18 protein-coding genes are annotated in these 19121 nt (G+C 69.3%); 10 read left to right on the forward strand and 8 right to left on the reverse strand.

What is annotated here, in order from left to right:
• Both FFS72_RS18810 and FFS72_RS18815 read left to right on the forward strand, forming a co-directional pair.
• Positions 1 to 474 (forward strand): SRPBCC family protein, encoded by a 474-nt coding sequence (locus FFS72_RS18810; protein ID WP_137875356.1) that lies wholly within the window; start codon positions 1 to 3, stop codon positions 472 to 474.
• Positions 471 to 791 (forward strand): ArsR/SmtB family transcription factor, encoded by a 321-nt coding sequence (locus tag FFS72_RS18815; RefSeq protein ID WP_137875357.1) that lies wholly within the window; start codon positions 471 to 473, stop codon positions 789 to 791. Before FFS72_RS18810 ends, FFS72_RS18815 begins: the two co-directional genes overlap by 4 nt.
• Positions 792 to 852: 61 nt before the next feature.
• On the opposite strand, the gene FFS72_RS18820 is transcribed toward FFS72_RS18815, so the two are convergent.
• Positions 853 to 1614: a deoxyribonuclease IV gene (locus FFS72_RS18820; protein WP_137875358.1), complete on the reverse strand. Its 762-nt coding sequence runs from the start codon at positions 1612 to 1614 to the stop codon at positions 853 to 855.
• A 10-nt stretch (positions 1615 to 1624) separates the two neighbouring features.
• Entirely contained in the window at positions 1625 to 2173 is a 549-nt protein-coding gene (locus tag FFS72_RS18825; RefSeq protein WP_137875359.1) for a TetR/AcrR family transcriptional regulator, read from the reverse strand.
• A 120-nt stretch (positions 2174 to 2293) separates the two neighbouring features.
• On the opposite strand from FFS72_RS18825, the gene FFS72_RS18830 reads away from it, so the two are divergent.
• The 3 genes from FFS72_RS18830 (at position 2294) to FFS72_RS18840 (ending at position 7266) form a co-directional block, all read left to right on the forward strand.
• On the forward strand, positions 2294 to 3823 hold the full coding sequence (locus tag FFS72_RS18830) for an MFS transporter (protein WP_137875360.1): 1530 nt from the start codon (positions 2294 to 2296) through the stop codon (positions 3821 to 3823).
• 128 nt (positions 3824 to 3951) lie between these two features.
• The gene (locus FFS72_RS18835; protein WP_050063228.1) at positions 3952 to 4728 is read left to right on the forward strand and encodes an ABC transporter ATP-binding protein; all 777 of its coding nucleotides are present in this window, start codon (positions 3952 to 3954) and stop codon (positions 4726 to 4728) included.
• A gap of 27 nt (positions 4729 to 4755) precedes the next feature.
• The gene (locus tag FFS72_RS18840) at positions 4756 to 7266 is read left to right on the forward strand and encodes an ABC transporter permease (protein WP_137875376.1); all 2511 of its coding nucleotides are present in this window, start codon (positions 4756 to 4758) and stop codon (positions 7264 to 7266) included.
• A 51-nt stretch (positions 7267 to 7317) separates the two neighbouring features.
• On the opposite strand, the gene FFS72_RS18845 is transcribed toward FFS72_RS18840, so the two are convergent.
• From FFS72_RS18845 to FFS72_RS18860, 4 genes are all read right to left on the reverse strand, one after another.
• Complete coding sequence (locus FFS72_RS18845) at positions 7318 to 8004, reverse strand: GNAT family N-acetyltransferase (RefSeq protein ID WP_249353401.1); 687 nt, start codon at positions 8002 to 8004, stop codon at positions 7318 to 7320.
• 99 nt (positions 8005 to 8103) lie between these two features.
• Positions 8104 to 8808 (reverse strand): AMIN-like domain-containing (lipo)protein, encoded by a 705-nt coding sequence (locus FFS72_RS18850; RefSeq protein WP_137875361.1) that lies wholly within the window; start codon positions 8806 to 8808, stop codon positions 8104 to 8106.
• 43 nt (positions 8809 to 8851) lie between these two features.
• Positions 8852 to 10453, reverse strand: coding sequence for a hypothetical protein (locus FFS72_RS18855; protein ID WP_249353402.1), 1602 nt, complete (start codon positions 10451 to 10453; stop codon positions 8852 to 8854).
• 23 nt (positions 10454 to 10476) lie between these two features.
• Positions 10477 to 11055: a histidine phosphatase family protein gene (locus FFS72_RS18860; RefSeq protein WP_137875362.1), complete on the reverse strand. Its 579-nt coding sequence runs from the start codon at positions 11053 to 11055 to the stop codon at positions 10477 to 10479.
• Between the two features lie 79 nt (positions 11056 to 11134).
• On the opposite strand from FFS72_RS18860, the gene FFS72_RS18865 reads away from it, so the two are divergent.
• Together FFS72_RS18865 and FFS72_RS18870 are read left to right on the forward strand one after the other, a co-directional pair.
• Positions 11135 to 11419, forward strand: coding sequence for a helix-turn-helix transcriptional regulator (locus FFS72_RS18865; RefSeq protein ID WP_137875363.1), 285 nt, complete (start codon positions 11135 to 11137; stop codon positions 11417 to 11419).
• Positions 11420 to 11505: 86 nt separating this feature from the next.
• Entirely contained in the window at positions 11506 to 12666 is a 1161-nt protein-coding gene (locus tag FFS72_RS18870) for a hypothetical protein (RefSeq protein WP_137875364.1), read from the forward strand.
• A 12-nt stretch (positions 12667 to 12678) separates the two neighbouring features.
• Here FFS72_RS18870 and FFS72_RS18875 read toward each other — a convergent pair whose 3' ends face one another.
• The gene (locus FFS72_RS18875) at positions 12679 to 13317 is read right to left on the reverse strand and encodes a TetR/AcrR family transcriptional regulator (protein ID WP_137875365.1); all 639 of its coding nucleotides are present in this window, start codon (positions 13315 to 13317) and stop codon (positions 12679 to 12681) included.
• Positions 13318 to 13490: 173 nt separating this feature from the next.
• Here FFS72_RS18875 and FFS72_RS18880 point away from each other — a divergent pair, with 173 nt between their 5' ends.
• Both FFS72_RS18880 and FFS72_RS18885 read left to right on the forward strand, forming a co-directional pair.
• Entirely contained in the window at positions 13491 to 14663 is a 1173-nt protein-coding gene (locus tag FFS72_RS18880; protein WP_137875366.1) for an acyl-CoA dehydrogenase family protein, read from the forward strand.
• Between the two features lie 9 nt (positions 14664 to 14672).
• Positions 14673 to 15806 carry an acyl-CoA dehydrogenase family protein gene (locus tag FFS72_RS18885; RefSeq protein WP_137875367.1) on the forward strand — a complete coding sequence of 378 codons (1134 nt, stop codon included), beginning with the start codon at positions 14673 to 14675 and terminating at the stop codon, positions 15804 to 15806.
• A 116-nt stretch (positions 15807 to 15922) separates the two neighbouring features.
• Here FFS72_RS18885 and FFS72_RS18890 read toward each other — a convergent pair whose 3' ends face one another.
• Entirely contained in the window at positions 15923 to 16582 is a 660-nt protein-coding gene (locus FFS72_RS18890) for a TetR/AcrR family transcriptional regulator (RefSeq protein ID WP_137875368.1), read from the reverse strand.
• 183 nt (positions 16583 to 16765) lie between these two features.
• Between FFS72_RS18890 and FFS72_RS18895 the strand changes: the two genes are divergently transcribed.
• Entirely contained in the window at positions 16766 to 18886 is a 2121-nt protein-coding gene (locus tag FFS72_RS18895; RefSeq protein ID WP_249353403.1) for an ABC transporter permease, read from the forward strand.
• Positions 18887 to 19121: the final 235 nt, after the last annotated feature.

Below are 19121 nucleotides of genomic sequence, written 5' to 3' on the forward strand. Positions count from 1 at the left end.
ATGACGAACACCCAGGCAGCAGTCGTCGACACCGACCGGTACACCGTCAGCCGCACAGTCGTCGTCGGCGCACCACGCGCCAAGGTCTGGCGCGCACTCACCGACCCCGCCCACATCGCGAAGTGGTTCGGCCAGACCGCGCGCATCGACGCACTCGAAGTCGGCGCCCGCGGCAGCTTCGGCTGGGACGGCCACGGCGAGTTCCCGCTCGAGATCACCGAGGTCGACGAGCCGGAGACCTTCGCCTACCGGTGGTTCACGCAGGGTGGCGACTTCGACTTCGACCGGGCCACCGAGGCGCGTTTCACCCTGGCCGAGGAGGGGGAGACCACGGTGCTCACGGTTGTCGAGACCGGCTTCGACCGGCTCAGCGACGAAGAGGAAACTCGCCGCGGTCAGCTCGAGAGCAACCGGCAGGGCTGGGACGGCGAACTCGACGAACTCGTCGCCTATCTGGAAGCCGTATCGGTGTGAGCGGGCCCGACTCACCCACGGCGGTGTTCGCGGTGCTCGCCGACGACACCCGATGGGAGATCCTCGAACTGCTCGGCAGCGAGGACCTGTCCGCGTCGGCCCTGGCGGATCGCCTCCCGGTGAGCAGGCAGGCGATCGCCAAACACCTCGTCGCACTCGAAGGGGTGGGCCTGGTCGAGCGGGTTCCGGTGGGCCGCGAGATCCGCTACCGCGCGCTCGGCTCGGTGCTCGGCGCGGTCGGCAGGCGGCTCGAGGCCATCGGCGCGCAGTGGGACACCCGACTGGCACGCATCAAGGAGATCGCCGAAAACCTGTAGGCGTCTTCGGTGCGTGTGCGCCTTGTCGGTGGCAGGACTACCGGCAAGGCGCACACGCGCGTCAGCGCCTGAGGTACGCGAGGTCGTCGGCGATGCCGTCGGCGGGGGTCTCGAGGATCACCGGGGCCTGCGCGGTCCGCACGACCTCGGCGAGCACCTCCGCGTCGATCGTGCCGTCCGCGAGGTTGGCGTGCCGGTCCCGCGCCGAGTTGAACTCGTCGCGAGAGTTGTTCAGGTGCACCAGGTCGATGCGTCCGGTGATCGCCTTGACCCGCTCGACGACCCCGACGAGGTCCTCGCCGCCCGCCCACGCGTGGCAGGTGTCGAGGCAGAAGCCCGCGCCGAAGTCGCCGACCTCGTCCCACAGCCGGGCGATGTCGTCGAAGTGCCGCGCCATCGCCGCCTCCCCGCCTGCGGTGTTCTCGATGAGGATCGGCACCGCGAATCCGCCCTTGTCGGCTTCGCGTTCGAACAGCTTGCGCCAGTTGGCGAATCCCTCGGCCTGGTCTTCCCCGTCGCGGACGTGACCGCCGTGCACCACCAGTCCGATGGCGCCGATATCGGCGGCGGCCTTCGCCTGCTCGGTGACCGACTTGCGGGACGGGATGCGGATCCTGTTGTTCAGCGACGCGACGTTGATGACATACGACGAGTGCACGACCACGTCGATGGGGGAGGCGAGGATCTGCTCCGTCCTCGGGTGCGGGGTCAGCTTGTTCCACTTCTGCGGGTCGGTGAGGAACAGCTGCACGATGTCGGCTCCGAGGGCCTCGCCGGCACCGATCGGGTCGTCGTCCTGGCGTACGTGGGCTCCGATGCGCATGCCGTCCAGCCTAGGCCGTGGCGCCTCCGTCGACGATCCGGCGGACGATCCCGAGCAGGTCGTCCATCTCCTCGGTGGAGGCGGCGAGGACCTTGCCTCCGAACGCGGCGCGGTAGTAGAGGCCGTCGCCGAGGAGGATGATCGCCCGGGCCACCGCGGGGTCCCGAACCTCGTCGGTGAGTGCGTCCAACCAGCCCTGCTGCATGCGGAGCAGTGCCTGCTGCGCGGCGGCGTTCTCGCCCTGGCTGAGCCGGGTGGCGGCCACGATCGCCCGGTCCAGTGCGGAATCCTCGAAGTTGGAGCTGCGGACGTAATAAGCGGCCGCGCCCTCGGGTGCCTGCCGCATCGTTGCCACGTCCTCGTCGGCCAGGTCGACCAGGTGCGCCATCAGTCCGTCGACGAGGGCGTCCTTGGAGCCGAAGTGGTAGAGCAGTCCGCCCTTGGAGACGCCCGCCGCGGTGGCCACGGCCTCGAGGGTCGCGGCGCGCTCGCCCTGCTCGTTGAGGATCGTGATGAACGCGTCGAGGAGCTTGGCGCGGGCAGCGGGTGGGCGGGGCACGAATGGAGATGCTACCCACATCCACCCGCTGCGAGCGGGTTACTGTACCGTCCAGCTGGTACAGTAACGAAGTTCGATCGCCGCTGTCGGACGCCGTCACGAAGAAGAAAGCCGAAAAGTATGTCGACCACGTTCATTCATCGCGAACAGACCACCAACGCACCCTCGGTGGGCGCGCGCGGCTGGATCGCGCTGGCAGTGCTCATGCTGCCGGTGCTGCTCGTGTCGGTCGACAACACCGTTCTCGCCTTCGCGCTGCCGTCGATCTCGTCGTCGATGGGCCCGACCGGTGCCCAGCAGCTGTGGATCGTCGACATCTACCCGCTCGTGCTCGCCGGCCTGCTCGTCTCGATGGGCAGCATGGGTGACCGCTTCGGTCGACGCCGCTTGCTGCTCATCGGCGCCACCGGGTTCGCCGCCGTCTCCGTCCTCGCCGCGTACGCGCCGACGCCCGAGGCGCTGATCGCCGCGCGCGCCGTACTCGGATTCTTCGGCGCCATGATCATGCCGCCGACGCTCTCGCTGATCCGCAACATCTTCCTCGACGCGAACCAGCGCCGGCTCGCCATCGCGGTCTGGGCGGCGTGCTTCGCTGCAGGCGGCGCGCTCGGTCCGATCGTGGGCGGATTCCTGCTGGAGCACTTCTGGTGGGGTTCGGTGTTCCTGCTCGCCGTGGTCGTCCTGATCCCGCTCTTGATCCTCGCACCGATCTTCGTGCCCGAATCCAAGGACCCCAATCCGGGTCCGGTGGATCCGACGAGCATCCTGCTGTCACTGGTCGCGCTCGCCCCGATCGTGTACGCGGTCAAGAACCTTGCCCACGGCGGACCGCTCGGTCAGACCGTCATCCCCGCCGTCGTCGGTGTCGTCGCGTCGATCCTGTTCGTCCGGCGTCAGCTGCAGCGCGACATCCCGATGCTCGACGTGCGTCTGTTCCGGCTCCCGACGTTCTCGGGTGCCGTCGCGGTGAACCTGCTCAGCGTGTTCTCCCTCGTCGGCTTCCTGTTCTTCACCTCGCAGCACCTCCAGCTGGTGGTCGGACTCAGTCCGATGCAGGCCGGCGTCGCGCTGCTGCCGGGCCTCGCACTCACGGTCGCGGTCGGACTCGCCGTCGTCCCGCTGGTCCGCCACGTCAAGCCGTGGATCGTGGTCGTGATCGCACTGTCGATGTCCTCGCTCGGATACCTGACGGTCCTCGCGTTCGTGTCGCCGACCTCGACGACGGCGATCGTGGTCGCGTTCGCGCTCCTGGGTGCGGGCATCGGTGCGGCCGAGACGATCTCGAACGACATGATCGTGTCCAGCGTCGCGCCGGAGAAGGCGGGCGCAGCGTCGGCCGTCTCCGAGACCGCGTACGAGCTCGGCGCGGTGCTGGGCACCGCTGTGCTCGGGTCGATCCTCATGGCGGCGTACCGGGCGCACCTGACGGTGCCCGCGGGCGTCGACGACGCTGCGGCGTCCCTCGCGGCCGAGACGCTCGGCGGCGCGCACCACGTCGCGACCGGACTTCCGGCCGCGGAGGGTTCCGCGCTGCTCGACTCGGCGCACGCAGCATTCGACACGGGCGTCGTCTTCACCTCGGGAATCGGTGCGGTCCTCATGGTCGTGTCGGCGGGCGTCGCCTACGCCACGCTGCGGCCGCGGGCCTGACCCGGCCAGGGGCCACCCCGATCCCGAAGATCAGGGTGGTCCCCGATGGCGGGTGTCGGTGTCGCCGGTAAGGATGGACGGGTCGGGCCGGCCGGTCCGGCGACCCCTGGACTTTCAGGAAGGCCGTCATGAGCGCGCACGCCGTACCCGACCCGACATCCGAGGAGGTCGCCGCACGCGCGGTGAACCTCACCAAGACGTACGGGTCGGGTGAAACCGCCGTCACCGCACTGGGCGGTGTCGACGTCGACTTCGCGCGCGGCGAGTTCACCGCGATCATGGGACCGAGTGGCTCCGGCAAGAGCACCCTGATGCACTGCCTCGCCGGCCTGGACGCGGCGTCGTCGGGATCGGTCGTGATCGGCGACACCGACCTCACCGGACTGTCCGACAAGCAGATGACGGCGCTACGCCGCGACCGCATCGGCTTCGTCTTCCAGTCGTTCAACCTCGTCCCGACGCTGACGGCACTGGAGAACATCACGCTGCCGCTCGACATCGCGGGACGCAAGGTGAACCAGGAGTGGCTCGACTCCGTCCTGACCCGCCTCGGACTGACCGACCGGCTCGGGCACCGGCCCAGCGAGCTGTCCGGCGGACAGCAGCAGCGCGTCGCGTGCGCCCGCGCACTGGCCGGTCAGCCGGAGATCATCTTCGGTGACGAACCCACGGGCAACCTCGACTCGCACTCGTCCGGTGAGGTGCTCTCGATCCTGCGGGCAGCGGTCGACGAATTCCGGCAGACCGTCGTCATCGTGACCCACGACCCCCGCGCCGCGGGTTACGCGGACCGGGTCGTGTTCCTCGCGGACGGTCAGATCGTCGACGAACTGCGCGAGCCGACCGCCGAAACCGTGCTCGACCGGATGAAGGGCCTCGACGACCGGGCCCGGGTGCGGAGCTGAGTCGTGGCGAACCTGACGCAGAACCCCATGCGCAAGGTGTCCTTGCGCAATCTTGCCGCCCACAAGGTGCGGCTCGTACTGACGGTGCTCGCCGTCGTTCTCGGCACCGCATTCGTCACCGGATCGTTCGTCTTCACCGACACCCTGCAGCGCACGTTCAACGGACTTTTCGAGGATGCCGCGAAGGGCGTCGACGTCCGCGTGTCCGCCCAGGAGCAGGGGTCGATCGGTGTCCCGCTGGCCGACGTCGCGACCGTCGAGGCGCTCCCGTCGGTGCGGGCGGTCGTGCCTGCCGTCGACGGCCAGATCGTGCTGCTCGGCGCCGACAAGGCCCCGGTTCAGACCGGTGGCGCACCCAGCATGGGCTCCTCCTACATCCCGCCGGACCAGGCGCTCGGCGAGCCCGAGACGTTCGTCGCGGGCACCCCGCCCACCGAGCCGGGGCAGATCGCGCTCAACGAGGGCGGTGCCGAACGCGCCGGCCTCACGGTCGGTGACACCACCCAGGTGCTCGTCCCCGCCCACGGCGTTCTCGGGGTCACGATCAGCGGCATCTATTCCGTACCCACGGACACCGGCGGATTCGTCGGAGCACTGTTCCCGGCGGCCCAGGCGACCGAACTGTTCACCGACGGTGCGCATGTGGACTACGTCGACGTCGCGGGGGACGGCAGCCTGAGCCAGGAACAGTTGCGCGACGAGCTCGCCGCCGCACTGCCGGATGCGAAGGTGCAGACCGGCGCCGAGGTCCGTGAGGACGTCAAGGCCGAGGTCACCTCCGCGCTCAAGTTCATGAACTACTTCCTGCTCGCGTTCGGTGCGATCGCGCTACTCGTCGGCACGTTCATCATCTACAACACCTTCTCGATGATCGTCGCGCAGCGGCTCCGCGAACTCGCGTTGCTCCGCGCGGTGGGTGCCAGTCGCGGACAGGTGGGACGGTCGGTGGTCACCGAGGCCTTCATCGTCGGTCTGCTCGGCAGCCTGATCGGTATCGGCGCAGGCGTCCTGCTCGCGTACGGTCTGCGCGCCATGCTCAACGCGTTCGACGTCGGACTGCCCACCGGCTCACTGCAACTCGAGCCCCGCACGGTCATCGTCGCGATCGTCATCGGTGTCCTCGTCACCGTCGTCAGCGCGTACGCGCCCGCTCGACGCGCGTCACGGATCCCCCCGGTCGCCGCGATGCGCGAAGAGCACGCGTCCACGGGCGACTCCCTGCGCGTGCGCACGGTCGTCGGTGTGGTCTTCGCCGTCCTCGGCGGCGCGCTGTTGGTGCTCGGGTCGCAGGGGACCGGCGGCAGTGCGGCAGCGACTGTCGGAGCGGGCGCCGCGGTGCTGATCCTCGCCGTCCTGCTCGGCTCGCCCGCACTGTCGCGCCCCGTGGTCGGCGCGCTCGGCGCGGTGTTCGCCCGGCCGTTCGGCGCCGTCGGCAGGCTGGCCCGGACCAACGCCGTCCGCAACCCTCGCCGCACCGCCGCGACCGCCTTCGCCCTCACCCTCGGGCTGATGCTGGTCACCGTGATCGGCGTCTTCGGCTCGTCCGCGAAGGCGAGTGTCGACGAACTCGTCGACAGCGGAATCTCGGCCGACTACATCCTCACCGGGCCGCCGCAGATCGGTGTTCCGGTCGGCGCCGCCGACGCCGTCGCCGAGGTTCCCGGAGTCGCGGACGCGGTGGCACTGAAGGGACTGCCCGTCACCATCGACGACGAGGACACCTTCGGCACCGGAATCGGTGGCCAGTTGGACGGCGTCATCGACTACGAACTTCGGGCGGGTAGCGCCGCACTCGACGGTGACGTCGTCGTCGCCTCGGAGTCGTTCGCGGCCGAGAAGGGGTGGACCCTCGGAACCCCCGTCACGATGTCCAACAAGGACGGCGTCGTGGTCACCGCCCCCGTCACCGGAATCCTCGTCGACAATCAGATCCTCGGGAACTGGTTCACGTCCGAGTCGGTGTACGAGCAGCTGGTGCCCGCCGTGATGCGCGCCGACCTGGCGGTCCTCGTGAAGGCGGCGCCGGGCACCGACATCCCGGCCCTGCGCGGTGAACTCGAGAAGGCGAGCGATCCGTTCCTCGTGGTGCAGGTCAAGGACCGCGAGGAATTCAAGGGTGAGCAGGCCCAGCAGATCAACACCCTGCTGGCCGTCCTCTACGGGCTGCTCGCACTCGCGGTCGTGATCGCTGTCCTCGGCATCGTCAACACGCTTGCACTGTCGGTTGTCGAACGTCGTCGCGAGATCGGCATGCTGCGCGCCGTCGGCATGCAGCGCCCGCAGGTTCGCCGGATCATCTACCTCGAGTCGGTGCTCATCGCCGTGTTCGGCGCCGCGGTCGGCGTGCTCCTGGGACTCGCGTTCGGGTGGGGCTTCGTCCGTACCCTCGCCGACGAGGGCCTCGGCACCGTCGCGGTGCCGTGGGGTCAGGTCGTCGCGATGCTTCTCGGATCCGGCGTCGTCGGCGTCCTGGCGGCGCTGTGGCCCGCGGTTCGCGCCGCACGGACCAAGCCGTTGGAAGCGATTGCGGGAATCTAGTTCTCGATGCACGACGGTGCCGGCGGACTACTCGTCCGCCGGCACCGTCGTCTAGTCCGCGTCGCGGAGGCGGGCGGCCAGGCGCTCGTCCACCTGCGGCCAGTCCTCCGCGGTGATCGAGAACATGACGGTGTCGCGGACGCTGCCGTCCGTGCGGCGGAAGTGGCGCCGCAGCGTTCCTTCGTACTGCGCGCCGAGCCGGGCGATGGCCTGCTGCGAGCGGTGGTTCCGGGTGTCGGTCTTGAGTTGGACGCGCCCGGCATGCAAGGTGTCGAACGCGTAGCCGAGCAGCAGCCGCTTGGACTCCGGATTCACCGCACTCGCCCACACCGCCGGGGTGAAGGTCGTGGCCCCGATCTCGAGGCCCGCGTCACGCACGTTCGCGTTCAGGTACGACGTCATGCCGACGATCGAACCTGCGCGCGTGTCCCCGACGTCGCGCCGCAGACGCACGATCCAGGCGTGCCAATCCGGCGCCGCCGCCCACGTCGTGAGCAGTTCCGCGAGTTCCTCGGCACTGCCGGGCCGAAGGGGGATGTGGGCCCACACCGCGTCGTGGTCGAGGGCCCGGAACAATTCGGCGGCGTCGGCGTCCGGGTCGGGCGCCGACAGGTGCACGACGTCGCCCGTCAGCTCCGCATCGGCGGGGATCGGCCACGTCAGTTCCGGCCACGGGCCGTCGACCGGACGCGGATCGGGTACGGGGATGAAGCGATCCAGGTCTGAGATCTTGTCCACGGGTGGACCCTAGCGGGCGTCCCGGAGCCTGCGCACACCCGTTTCGCGGAACCCGCGAAACCTGCCGGGAGCGCCACGAAATGTGTTGACACTCCGAACTTACGGCTGAATCTCGACGACCACCCGCACCGGGTCGGTCGCCATCGACACGGAGGCCGGGCGAGGGGACGTCTCGACTCCGATGAACGACTGGGTGACGCCCTCGAACACGGTCGCGAGCCGGACCTCGGACACCACACCGGTGCCGGGCAACGGATTCGGACCGGCGTACGGCGTGACGCCGGTGTCGAACGGATAGCCCGTCCCGGTCAACGACACCTCGATGACCGATTCGCCGGCCAGGTCGAGGACGTTGCCGCTGCCGTCCTGGACCGCGCTGTCGACGTAGCGGACGTTCCATCCGGGCGTTCCGGTGCCGGCGAACACGTAGACGACGTGGACCACGCCCGCCTGCGATTCCACTCGCATGTCCGTCACCGTCAACGCGGCCGCATCGGACGGTGCGGCAAACGCGTTGGCGACCACGGGCAGGCCGGTGGGGAGGACGGGACGCTCGAGGGTCGTCGGTTTCCTGGTCGTGGTTCTCGGCGCAGAGGTCGTGCGCGTCGTCGGAGCAGGTTCGCTCGACGTCGGATCGGTGGTGGGCGGGTCCGTCGTGCTCGGGTCCGTGACACTGGTGCTCGGGTCCGCGACACCGGTGCTCGGATCGGCGACGGCGCCGTCGGCATCGAAGCCGCACCCGATCGGAACCAGGAGTGCCGCCGCCGTGATCGCCGTCCACAGACGGAGATTCCGTCCGCTCATCCGTCCAGGGTAGGCCGCACGACGTCAGCGCACCACCGGTTCGTCACCGCACGACCAGGTCCGAGTCGGTGGCGCTGAGGGTGATCGGGGCGATCATCTTGCCGCGCATCCAGTCTCGGACGAACGCATCGCGCGCCGGGGTTGCCGCGCTGTCCTCGGGGATCGCGATCGCGCCGATCAGGTGACGCGGATCGTTGTCGAGACCCGGTCCGCGTGGGGTCATCCGCAGGCCGTCCGCGGTATGCATCAGCACCGGTATCCGGGAACCGTCGGGTGCGACGACGGTCGCCGGACGGGTGGTGGCGGCGGGGTCGAAGGCCGTGACCTCCAGCCGGTATCCGGACGGCGCCGCGTGGCTGCCCACCGCGTCCAGCATCCTCGGATCGACCACCGAGTACGGGAATCCGATGTCGACCAGTACCTGTGCGTCGATCGACCCGTCCCGCGCAGGGAGCGACGCGCCCAGGTTCCAGGGAGCGGGCGGGGCGAGGGTGTCGGCGGATCGGTCCTGCGGCGAGTTCTGCAGCGGCGTGCCCAGCCGGGCAGCGCCGGTCGGGGTGAACGTCCAGGAGGGTGCGTCGAGATCCTTGTGCCAGAACCCGTCCTCGCCGTCCCGGCTGCCCTCCACGCGGAGCTCCCGCCGACCGGGGCCGGGCCCGGTGGAGTGCACACTGATCGCGGACGTGATCTCGCCGGGGATCTTCGGTTGGTGAACCCATGCCGGGGCGGGTAGTTGGATGGCCGCGGTGCTGCGGTCCAGCGTCTCCACGACCAGGTTCGGTGCGGTGGGCTTGCCGCTCTGGTCGTCCCAGCTGTAGCGGAAGAAGATCGAGTCGGAGCCGGAGGAGTCGAAGTCGAAGGTGCGGGTGTACATGTCGCCGAACTCGTTGGTCACGAAGGTGGTCGATCCCGCAGCGGACAGCGCGGTCGCGCGGAACCGGCCGCCGAGCGGCCCACCGATCTCGTAACTGTCGTCGTTGGGCAGCCACGGATCGGCGTAGGTGATGCGGCTGCCGTCCCCGGTCAGCGCCGGAACCATCGTCATCTTGCCCAACCCGACGTAGTGGATGCGGCCCGCGATGTCGGTGTACGTCTGGTTGTCGGTGGGGGAGGAGACGCTCAGCGCCCACTTGCCCGGCCGGGCGTCCGGCACCTGCTGCCCGGAGTCGAGCCACAGCGGTGCGCCCCACGCGGACGTCCAGTTCCACCAGATCGGGTCCTGCGACGCGTTGTCCATCGTGTACATCCACCCGGACTCGTCCACCGCGACCAGTTCGTCGTCGTCCAGCGAGATGCCGACGAGGCGCCCACGCAGGCACTCCGGCATCGGGACGTATCGCCACGGCTCCGTGGATTCGCGTGGCCTGACCAGGAGAGCGTTGCCGACGAGCACGAAGTCGAAGAACCTGTTGAACTGCGTTGTCGGGGTGCGCAATTCGACACTCGACGGGGCGTCGGCGCCCTGATGCTCGGGAAGGGCGGTCAGGCCGAGGTGCCCGCCACCGGACGGGACGCCCGGCGGCAGTTGTGCGGTACCGAACGGGACGCAGCCCGCCGGGGCCGACGCCTGAGTTGCCGACGTGGGCGGGGTGAACGACAACGCTGCCAGGAGGGCCGCCGCTGCGGCCAGGGGGACTCGTCGCACCGCACGAGTGTCCCACGCGGAGGTCACGATTCGACGGGTGCGCGCTCCGCCACGCCGTATCCGTTGACGGTGCGCAGGTTCCACTGCCGTCCGTCGTGGTGGAAAGTGGTGATGCCCGCGTTGGGGATCCGCGGCGCCCACAGTCCGCTGACCGCGCCGATCACGGACCGGATCAGTCCGCCGTGACTGACCGCGACCACCGACGCCCCGGGGTGTCGGACCGCGAGTTCGTCGAGGACACCGAGCCCACGGTTGGTCATCGAGGTCCGCGATTCCATCCCCGGGTAGCGGCCGTCCGGCCAGCGGTCCCACAGGTCCTCGTCGGTGGCGCCCTCGGCCTCGCCGAAATGGCGCTCGACCAGGCCGGGGAAGGTGGCCGACCGGGTGAGCCCGATATGGGTGCCGATGATGTCCGCGGTCTCCGTTGCCCGGGACAGCGGCGAGCTGACCAGCAGGTCCCAGGTGCTTCCGGTCAGCAGTGCGGCGGCCTCCGCTGCCTGGGCGCGGCCGGTGTCGTTGAGCGGAATGTCGGACGAGCCCTGCAGTCGTCGCTCCGCGTTCCACTCGGTCTCGCCGTGCCGGACCAGCGCCAGAAAAGTCATGGTCGCCGCAGGTTAGCACCTGGACACGGGAAGAGGACCGGCGCAGACTGCACGAATCGACGCGAGGAGTTGGTTCGCGGTGACCGAACCCGGCCCGCCGACGGCGGCGACGAAGTCACGTCCGCGGCGGAGCGCACGCCCGCCCGCGGGGCAGATCGCCGACGGCTTCACGTCGCGGCGCCTGCAACTCGGCCTCACCCAGACCCGGCTCGCGGCGATGGCCGGTGTGTCGCGCTCGAGTGTGCAGGCCATCGAATCGGGCCGGGCCACCGTCCAGTTGGACGTCCTGGTGGCCGTCGCGGATGTCCTCGGATGCGACATCGTCCTTGCCGCGCGAGCCGGGCGTCGCCTGCCCGGCGACTGAGTCGACGCCCGGCCGGAGTTCGCACGGGCGCCCGTCGCCGAGTTCTGGAACAGTGGAGTGACCACGCATGGACTCCGGGAGGACCGATGGACGCGACGCAGCGGCGGGCGCGGATCACCGCACAGGTGCGACGCTGGTGCGAGGAGGCGCGGGTCGACGGCTTCCGGCAGGACCTGTCGGCGGACGCGGCGGTGCTCCTCGCCGCCGGCTACCTGGACGAGCCCACCCGTGACGTGCTCGCCAACCGTCGCCGTCAGGGCCGCCCCCTGCCCGACATCGGAGGCTTCGGTCGCCTGCGCGCGCTCGCAGACGACTACGTGCGGCTCGACGACAAGGCGAAGTCGATGCGTCCGGGCGTCATGCAGGTGCTGGCCGCGGCGCGGGCGGGCGACGTCGAGCGGAAACTGCTCTCCGCCCGCGCGAAGTTCGTGCACTCACCCGCGCACTACGCGACGGGTGTCCGGACGATCCGGCGGGACCGACGGGATCAGGTGCACCTCGAGCCGCGGCAGCGTGAAGTCCTGTTCGACGCGTTGGCGCGAACGCCCGCGCCCGTGTCGGAGCAGCGGACCGATCAGGCGACGGCCGCCGCGGTGACGGTCGCGGCGGAACGCCTGGCGGGCCTGGCGGAACGGACGCCGTGGGCGGCGGCGGGGCGTCGTGCCGCGGAGGCGCTCGGCGGTGCGGTCGGCGTCGGTCAGCCGGAACGGTTCGAGGACCGCTTCGATGCGCTCCTGTTCCTGGCGGGCGCGCTGTACGACCGGATCGACGGTTCGGCGGCCTGGCATTCCGACCACTTCATGGTGCAGCGGGTACAACTCGACCTCGCCGACGAGTTGACGCAGATCGCGGTCGACACCGTCGCGCTGCGGGGGATCGGGGCCGAGCTGACGGCGGCACTGGCCGCGGTACGGGGCGACGCGGCCCGCGAGCAGATCAGGTCGCGGCAGCGGGCACTCGCGCCGGTGTGGGACCAACTGGTCGAACGGGTCGCCGCGCTCGCCCGCATCGGTGACCTGCTCGGCGAGGCCGAGGAGCAGCTGCGGTCGCTGGCCGCGGTGCAGCGGTCCATGAGTCTGGACTCGCGGATCGACGATCTCGTCGCGCGCGCGGGGAATCGCGAATTGTCCACGGAGAACACACATCACGTCGGCGACCAGATCGGCGGGGTCGACGAACTGATCCTCGGATACCAGGCCCTGCTACACGGCGACATCATCGCGCTGCAGGCCCGCCCCGGCCGTTGACCGGACTTGGCCTCAGCGCGTCGCGCCGACCAGCCGCAGTGCGAGTTCCGCGTAGAGGTCGGCGACCGCATCGGGGTCGGTGAACCCGCCGCCGGGGAACCAGCGGCACACGTCGACGCACAGGGAGTTGATCGCGAGGTTCACGCCCGCGACGTCGGGAACGACGAACGAGCCGTCCTGCGCGCCCTCGCGGATGATCCGTTCGATGATGCGGCTGATCTCCCGGCGCAGGGTCAGGATCTCGCGGTAGTGCTCGGGGGACAGCGCCGTGAGTTCGTACTGGACGACCATGCCGCGGACATGGTGCGTGGCCTGCCAGCTGGTGAACGCGCTGACCACGGAGACCAGCCGGGCAGTGGGCGCGGCGCCCGGTTCGTCGGCCTCGGTGAGGAGTTCGACGCATTTGAGGTGGCCCTCGTAGCTGATCGCGAAGAGGAGCTCTTCCTTCGACTTGTAGTGCGGGTACATCGCGGCGGGCGACAGCCCGAGGCGGGCGGCGATGTCGCGGGTGGTGGTGCCTCCGTAGCCGTTCTCCGCGAACGCCTCGGCGGCGGCGACGCGGATGCGCGCGGCCGCCTTCGAGGTACTGACCACCGTGTTGGGTGTCGTGAGGTGATGCGCATTCGTGCTCGCCGCGCTCGTGTCGCTCACGGGTCCCTCCCTTCCGCCTGTCGGCCTTGACAACGGCAGACTGCAGGGTGAGTATAAGCATGCGCTTAGATAATGAGCGAGCGCTTATTTTCGGCGCTCACCGGCAGGCGAAACGCGGCCGCCCCTCGCGTCCCCGGCGAAGGCAGCCTTCGATCTGACACAGAAAGCACGCCATGAATCTGAAACTGACCGACGAGGAACTGAAGTTCCGCGACGAACTGCGCACCTTCTTCGCCACCGAGATCCCGGCGGAGATCCGTGAGCGCGCCTCGGGCGGCGAGCTGACGAAGGAAGACTTCGTCACGACGCAGAAGATCCTCAACGCCAACGGGCTCGCGGTGCCGCACTGGCCTGCCGAGTGGGGTGGCAAGAACTGGACGCCGGTCCAGCGACACATCTACCTCGACGAGATGCAGCTCGCGTCCGTCCCGGACCCCCTGGCCTTCAACGCCGACATGGTCGGCCCGGTCATCGCGGCCTTCGGTTCGCAGGAGCAGAAGGAGAAGTTCCTCCCCGGCACCGCGAACCTCGACATCTGGTGGTGCCAGGGCTTCTCCGAGCCCGAGGCGGGTTCCGACCTGGCGTCGCTCAAGACCAAGGCCGTCCGTGACGGTGACAGCTGGATCGTCAACGGTCAGAAGACGTGGACCACGCTCGGTCAGCACGCCGACTGGATCTTCTGCCTCGTGCGCACCGACCCCGATGCCCCGAAGCGTCAGCAGGGCATCTCGTTCCTGCTCATCGACATGAAGACCCCGGGAATCACCGTCCGCCCGATCAAGCTGATCGACGGCGGCTACGAGGTCAACGAGGTGTGGTTCGAGGACGTGCGCGTCCCCGCCGAGAACCTTGTCGGCGAGGAGAACGCCGGCTGGTCCTACGCCAAGTTCCTGCTCGGAAACGAGCGGACGGGCGTCACCCGCACCGGTGCCAGCAAGGCCAAGCTCGCCAAGGCGAAGAAGTACGCCGCCGAGACCAAGGTCGGTGACGGCTCGCTCCTCGACGACCCGCTGTTCGCCGCCCGCTTCGCCGAACTGGAGAACGAGCTCGTCGCACTCGAGCTGACCCAGCTGCGCGTCGTCGCCAGCTCCGCCGACGGCAAGCCGAACCCGGCGTCGTCGCTGCTCAAGCTGCGCGGCTCCGAACTGCAGCAGGCCGCGACCGAGATCCTCATGGATGTCGCAGGCCCCGACTCGCTGGCGTTCGACGCCGGCGACGACATCGCGTCCCCGGAGTGGGCTCAGCGCAGCGCACCCGTCTTCCTGAACTACCGCAAGGTGTCCATCTACAGCGGCTCGAGCGAGGTTCAGCGCAACATCATCTCCTCCTCGATTCTCGGATTGTGAGTAGCAGCAATGGATTTCGAACTCAATGACGAACAGGTCATGCTGCGGGACACCACCCGCGAACTGCTGAGCCGCAGCTACGACGCCGAAAAGCGCAACGCCGTCACCGCCGACGGCAAGGGCTGGAGCGACGACGTGTGGGGCAAGCTCGCCGAGATCGGTCTGCTCGGCCTCCCGTTCTCCGAGGAGGACGGCGGCATGGGCGCCGGCCCCGTCGAGACGATGGCCGTGATGAACGAGATCGGTCGCGCGCTCGCGCCGGAACCGTTCCTCGACGGTGTCCTGACCCCCGGTGGTCTCGTCGCCGAGGTCGGGTCCGCCGACCAGCGCGCGAAGATCCTGCCCGCGCTTGCCGAGGGCAACACCCTGCTGGCGTTCGCACACGCCGAGCCCGGTAGCCGCTGGCCGAACGAGGTCGTCGCGACCACCGCCGTGAAGTCGGGCGACGACTGGGCGCTCACCGGTACGAAGAACCCTGTCCTGCACGGTGACTGCGCGGAGACGCTCGTCGTCAGCGCCGTTCTTCCGGATGGCGGCATCGGCCTGTTCCTCGTCGCCGCGGATGCGGCAGGCGTCACCCGCAAGCCGTACGCGACCCACGACGAGCTGCGCGCCGCGCAGATCGAGTTCGCGGGTGCCGTGGCGCAGCAGCTCGGCGACGGCGGCGACGCCTCCGCCGCGATCACCGCCGCCCAGGTTCGTACCCAGGCCGCGCTCTGTGCCGAGGCCGTGGGCGCGATGGAGGAGACGCTGCGCCTGACCACCGAGTACCTCAAGCAGCGCAAGCAGTTCGGGGTTCCGTTGGCGCGGTTCCAGACGCTGACGCAGCGCGCCGCCGACATGTACGTCGAGCTCGAACTCGCGTCGAGCATGAGCCTGTACGCGACGATGAACCTGGCCGACGGCATCGTCGACCCGATCATCGCCTCGCGGGCCAAGCTGCAGGTCAGCCGTGCCGCCCGGCACATCGGTCTCGAGGCCATTCAGATGCACGGTGGCATCGGCATGACCGCCGAGTACCCGGTCGGGCACTACGTGTCCCGCCTGACGGCCATCGGCCACACTCTCGGCAGCGCCGACGACCACCTGCGGGTGCTCGCCGGTGTCGTTGCCGACCACGAGATGGTCGAACTCGCCAAGTAGGTTCACCCGCAAGGGATTCCCCCTCACAGAGCGCCCCCACCGACCGACAGGTAGGTGGGGGCGCTCCGTTTCGCGCCGTCTGTTGACGCGACCGGCATCTCGTCCGGTCAGGATCTCTACGGCATCGAGTCGGGGGTGGGGCGGAAGGGGCTCGGCTCGGTCACCGGCGCCGCGAGCAGTCCGGCGGCCGCGTCGGTGAGAAAGTTACCGAGGGCCGCCCAGTCTGCCTCGCGGTTGCCCGCGGCGATGCCCGCCTCGTACTCGGCGCAGACCTCGAAGATCATGCGGCTCAGGATCCAGGCGCGCCCGATCAGCACATCGCGGTCGAGGTGGCCGAGATGGGCGATGGTCAGAGTCCGGACCTCCTCCGAGGCGGTCGACACGGTCGTCGCGCGCTGCGCGAGCAGTGTGGCCGCGGTCGGGTTGTGGCGTGCCTGGTTGATGAACCGCGCGCGCCACGACGGTACCGGCAGGTCCGAAAAAGACTGCGTGGCAGGGAGAATCATGCAGCGAAGGTGATCGGTCAGGCTGCCGCCGGGACCGATCTCGCGGAACATCGCGACACGCAACTCGTCGGTGCTCTCGGCCTGCCGCTCGAACAGGGCCCGGATCAGTCCGTCACGGTCGCCGAAGTGGTAGGCGACCGCGGAATGGTTGGAGTTCCCCGCGCGCTCGGCGATGCGCCGACTCGAGACCTGGTCGATGCCGTACCGGCCGAACAGTTCCTCGGCCGCGTCCATCAGTGCCGTACGCGCCAGCTCGCTCTTGCGCGCCATCTCGCTCCCGTCGTCGGTGAAACCGGCTGATGTGTCCGCCGGTATGGCCCGGATTCCATGATCTCGCGCGCGCTGAGACCAACGTCATGCCGGTCTCGCATTGCCCATTTTAAGTCACGTGGCGTAATTTGGATTCAGTGCTCGGCGTCGGCCGGCATAGGTGACGCGAACTGAGGAGTGGCCGTGAGCAACCGAGTGCAACCGCCTGTCGAGGAGGTGGACCAGGTGGATCCCGCGGCCGTGGACGCGGCGCGGGCCCGTAAGGAGAAGATCGCCCGATATGTGGGCATGCTGATCTTCCCGTTCCTGATGGTCTCGATGATGGTGACCGGCTACCTCGGGGCGATGCACGCGCCGACGCCGCACGATCTGCCGGTCGCCGTCGTCGGGGCCTCGCAGGCCGACGCCACCCGACTCGCGGACGCCCTCGAGGCCTCGAATCCGTCGGCACTCGACGTCCGCGTCGCCGACAGCGCCGACCAGGCACGGGCACTCGTCACCGACCGCGAGGTCGTCGGTGCCGTCGTGTTCTCCGACTCCGGCGAGGCCACCGTCCTCACCGCGGGCGCGGCGGGTGCATCTCAAGCGTCCACCGTCAACCAGTTGCTGGTGCCGTACGCGGCATCCGAGGGCGCCACGGTCGGCACCGACGACCTGGCACCGCTGCCCGCACACGACAGCGCAGGCCTGGGCGTCATGTTCATGACCACGGCACTCGTGCTCGCCGGTTACATGCCCCTGAGCCTGATCCTCTCGGCGGCTCCCGAACTGCTGCGCAAGCGCCGCATCTACCCGCTGCTCGCGGGCTGGGCCGCGCTGGTCTCGGCCGTCGTCTGGTTCATCGCGAACCCGATCCTCGGGGCCATCGAGGGGCACACGGCCGCGGTCCTCGGCATCTGCTGGCTTGGCGTGTTCGCGATCTCGTGCGTGCAGTTGTTCCTCACCCGCATCTTCGGGCCGCTCGCCGTGCTCGTCGGCATGCTGTTCCTGATGGTGCTCGGCATCCCGGCCTCCAACCTGGGCATGTCCGTGTACACGATGCCCGGAATCTTCTCCGTCCTGTACACATTCCTGCCGTCACCCGCCATCGGTGAGGCGCTGCGCTCGGTCCTGTACTTCGGCGGCAACGGACTGGCCGGGCACCTCGTCGTCCTCGCGGTCGGTGCGCTCGTCGCGATCGCGTTGACGGTGCTCGTCGACGCACTCAAACGGCGCAAGAACCCCGAGTCGGCACTGCCCGAACCGACGCTCACCTCCTTCACCGGTGACCGGCCGCAGTCGACCCGCGCCCGCTACGCCACCATCGTGCTGTTCCCGCTGGCCATGGTCATGATGATGATGTCGATCATGACGTCGTCGATGTACCAGCCGTCGCCGCGTGAACTGCCCATCGCGGTCGCCGCCGCCGACCCCGCGCAGGCCGGGCGGATGGCCGCAGGCCTGGACAGGTCGATGGAGGGAGTGTTCGACTTCCAGGTCGCCGCACCCGGTGATGCCGAGCAGCTGGTCGTCGACCGTACGGTCGTCGGTGCGTTCGTCCTGCCGAGTGTGGACGACCCGACGGCGACGCTGATCACCGCCGGCGCCGCGGGTATGAGCCAGCAGCAGGCCGTCACCACCGTGTTCACGCAGGTGGCGCAACAGCAGGGCATGCCGCTGACCAAGCAGGACGTCACCCCGCTCGGCTCCAACGACACCGTCGGCACCGTGAGCATGTACCTCGCGATCGGCTGGATGATGTCCGGCTTCATGCTCATCATCGTCATGGGAACGGCGGCGCCGGAACTGCTGGCACTGCGCAAGCTGCTACCGATCATGGCCGGATGGGCCGTCGCGATGTCCGCCGTGGTGTGGACGATCGCGGGCCCGATCATCGGAGCCGTCTCCGGGCACGCGTGGCAGCTGATCGGCATCGGTGCACTCGCGACGTTCACCATCTCGTTGTTCACCGCCGTCTTCGCGCGACTGCTCGGCATGCTCGCCGTACTTCCGGTGATCCTGGTGGTCATGTTCCTCGGCGTCCCCGCCTCCGGCGGCGGCCTGTCGATCTACATGTCGCCGGAGATCTTCCGGGTGCTGCACGACGTCCTGCCGATGCCCGCCGCGGTCGAGTCGGCCCGCTCGATCCTCTACTTCGGCGGCGACAGCGTCGGAAGCCATGCGGTCACGTTCCTGATCTGGGCCGCCGCCGCCCTGGTCTGCGTGATCGCCATCGAATGGTTCACCGGCCGCAAGCAGAGCACTCCGCCCGTCGATCCGGTGGCCGAGGGGAGGAGTGCCGAGTTGGTCCAGCGGCTGACATGACAACAACGTGGGGTTCGGCGGATTCCTCCGCCGAACCCCACGCTGTGCGGAGAGTTCGATCCGGGCCAGGCGCCGACGTCCAGGTCGGGCATGGTCGCCGGCGGCGATCTGCCGGCCGACTGGTGTGTCTCGCCTCCGGTGTGACGAGGTGACGAGATGTGGGTTGTACGCGCGGACAACGGATTTCTGGCACTGCGGCTCGGCGACTCCGTGTACTGCGCACCGTCGAACCAGT

The sequence above is a fragment of the Rhodococcus sp. Q genome (assembly GCF_005503035.1).
Classification (GTDB): domain Bacteria; phylum Actinomycetota; class Actinomycetes; order Mycobacteriales; family Mycobacteriaceae; genus Rhodococcus_G.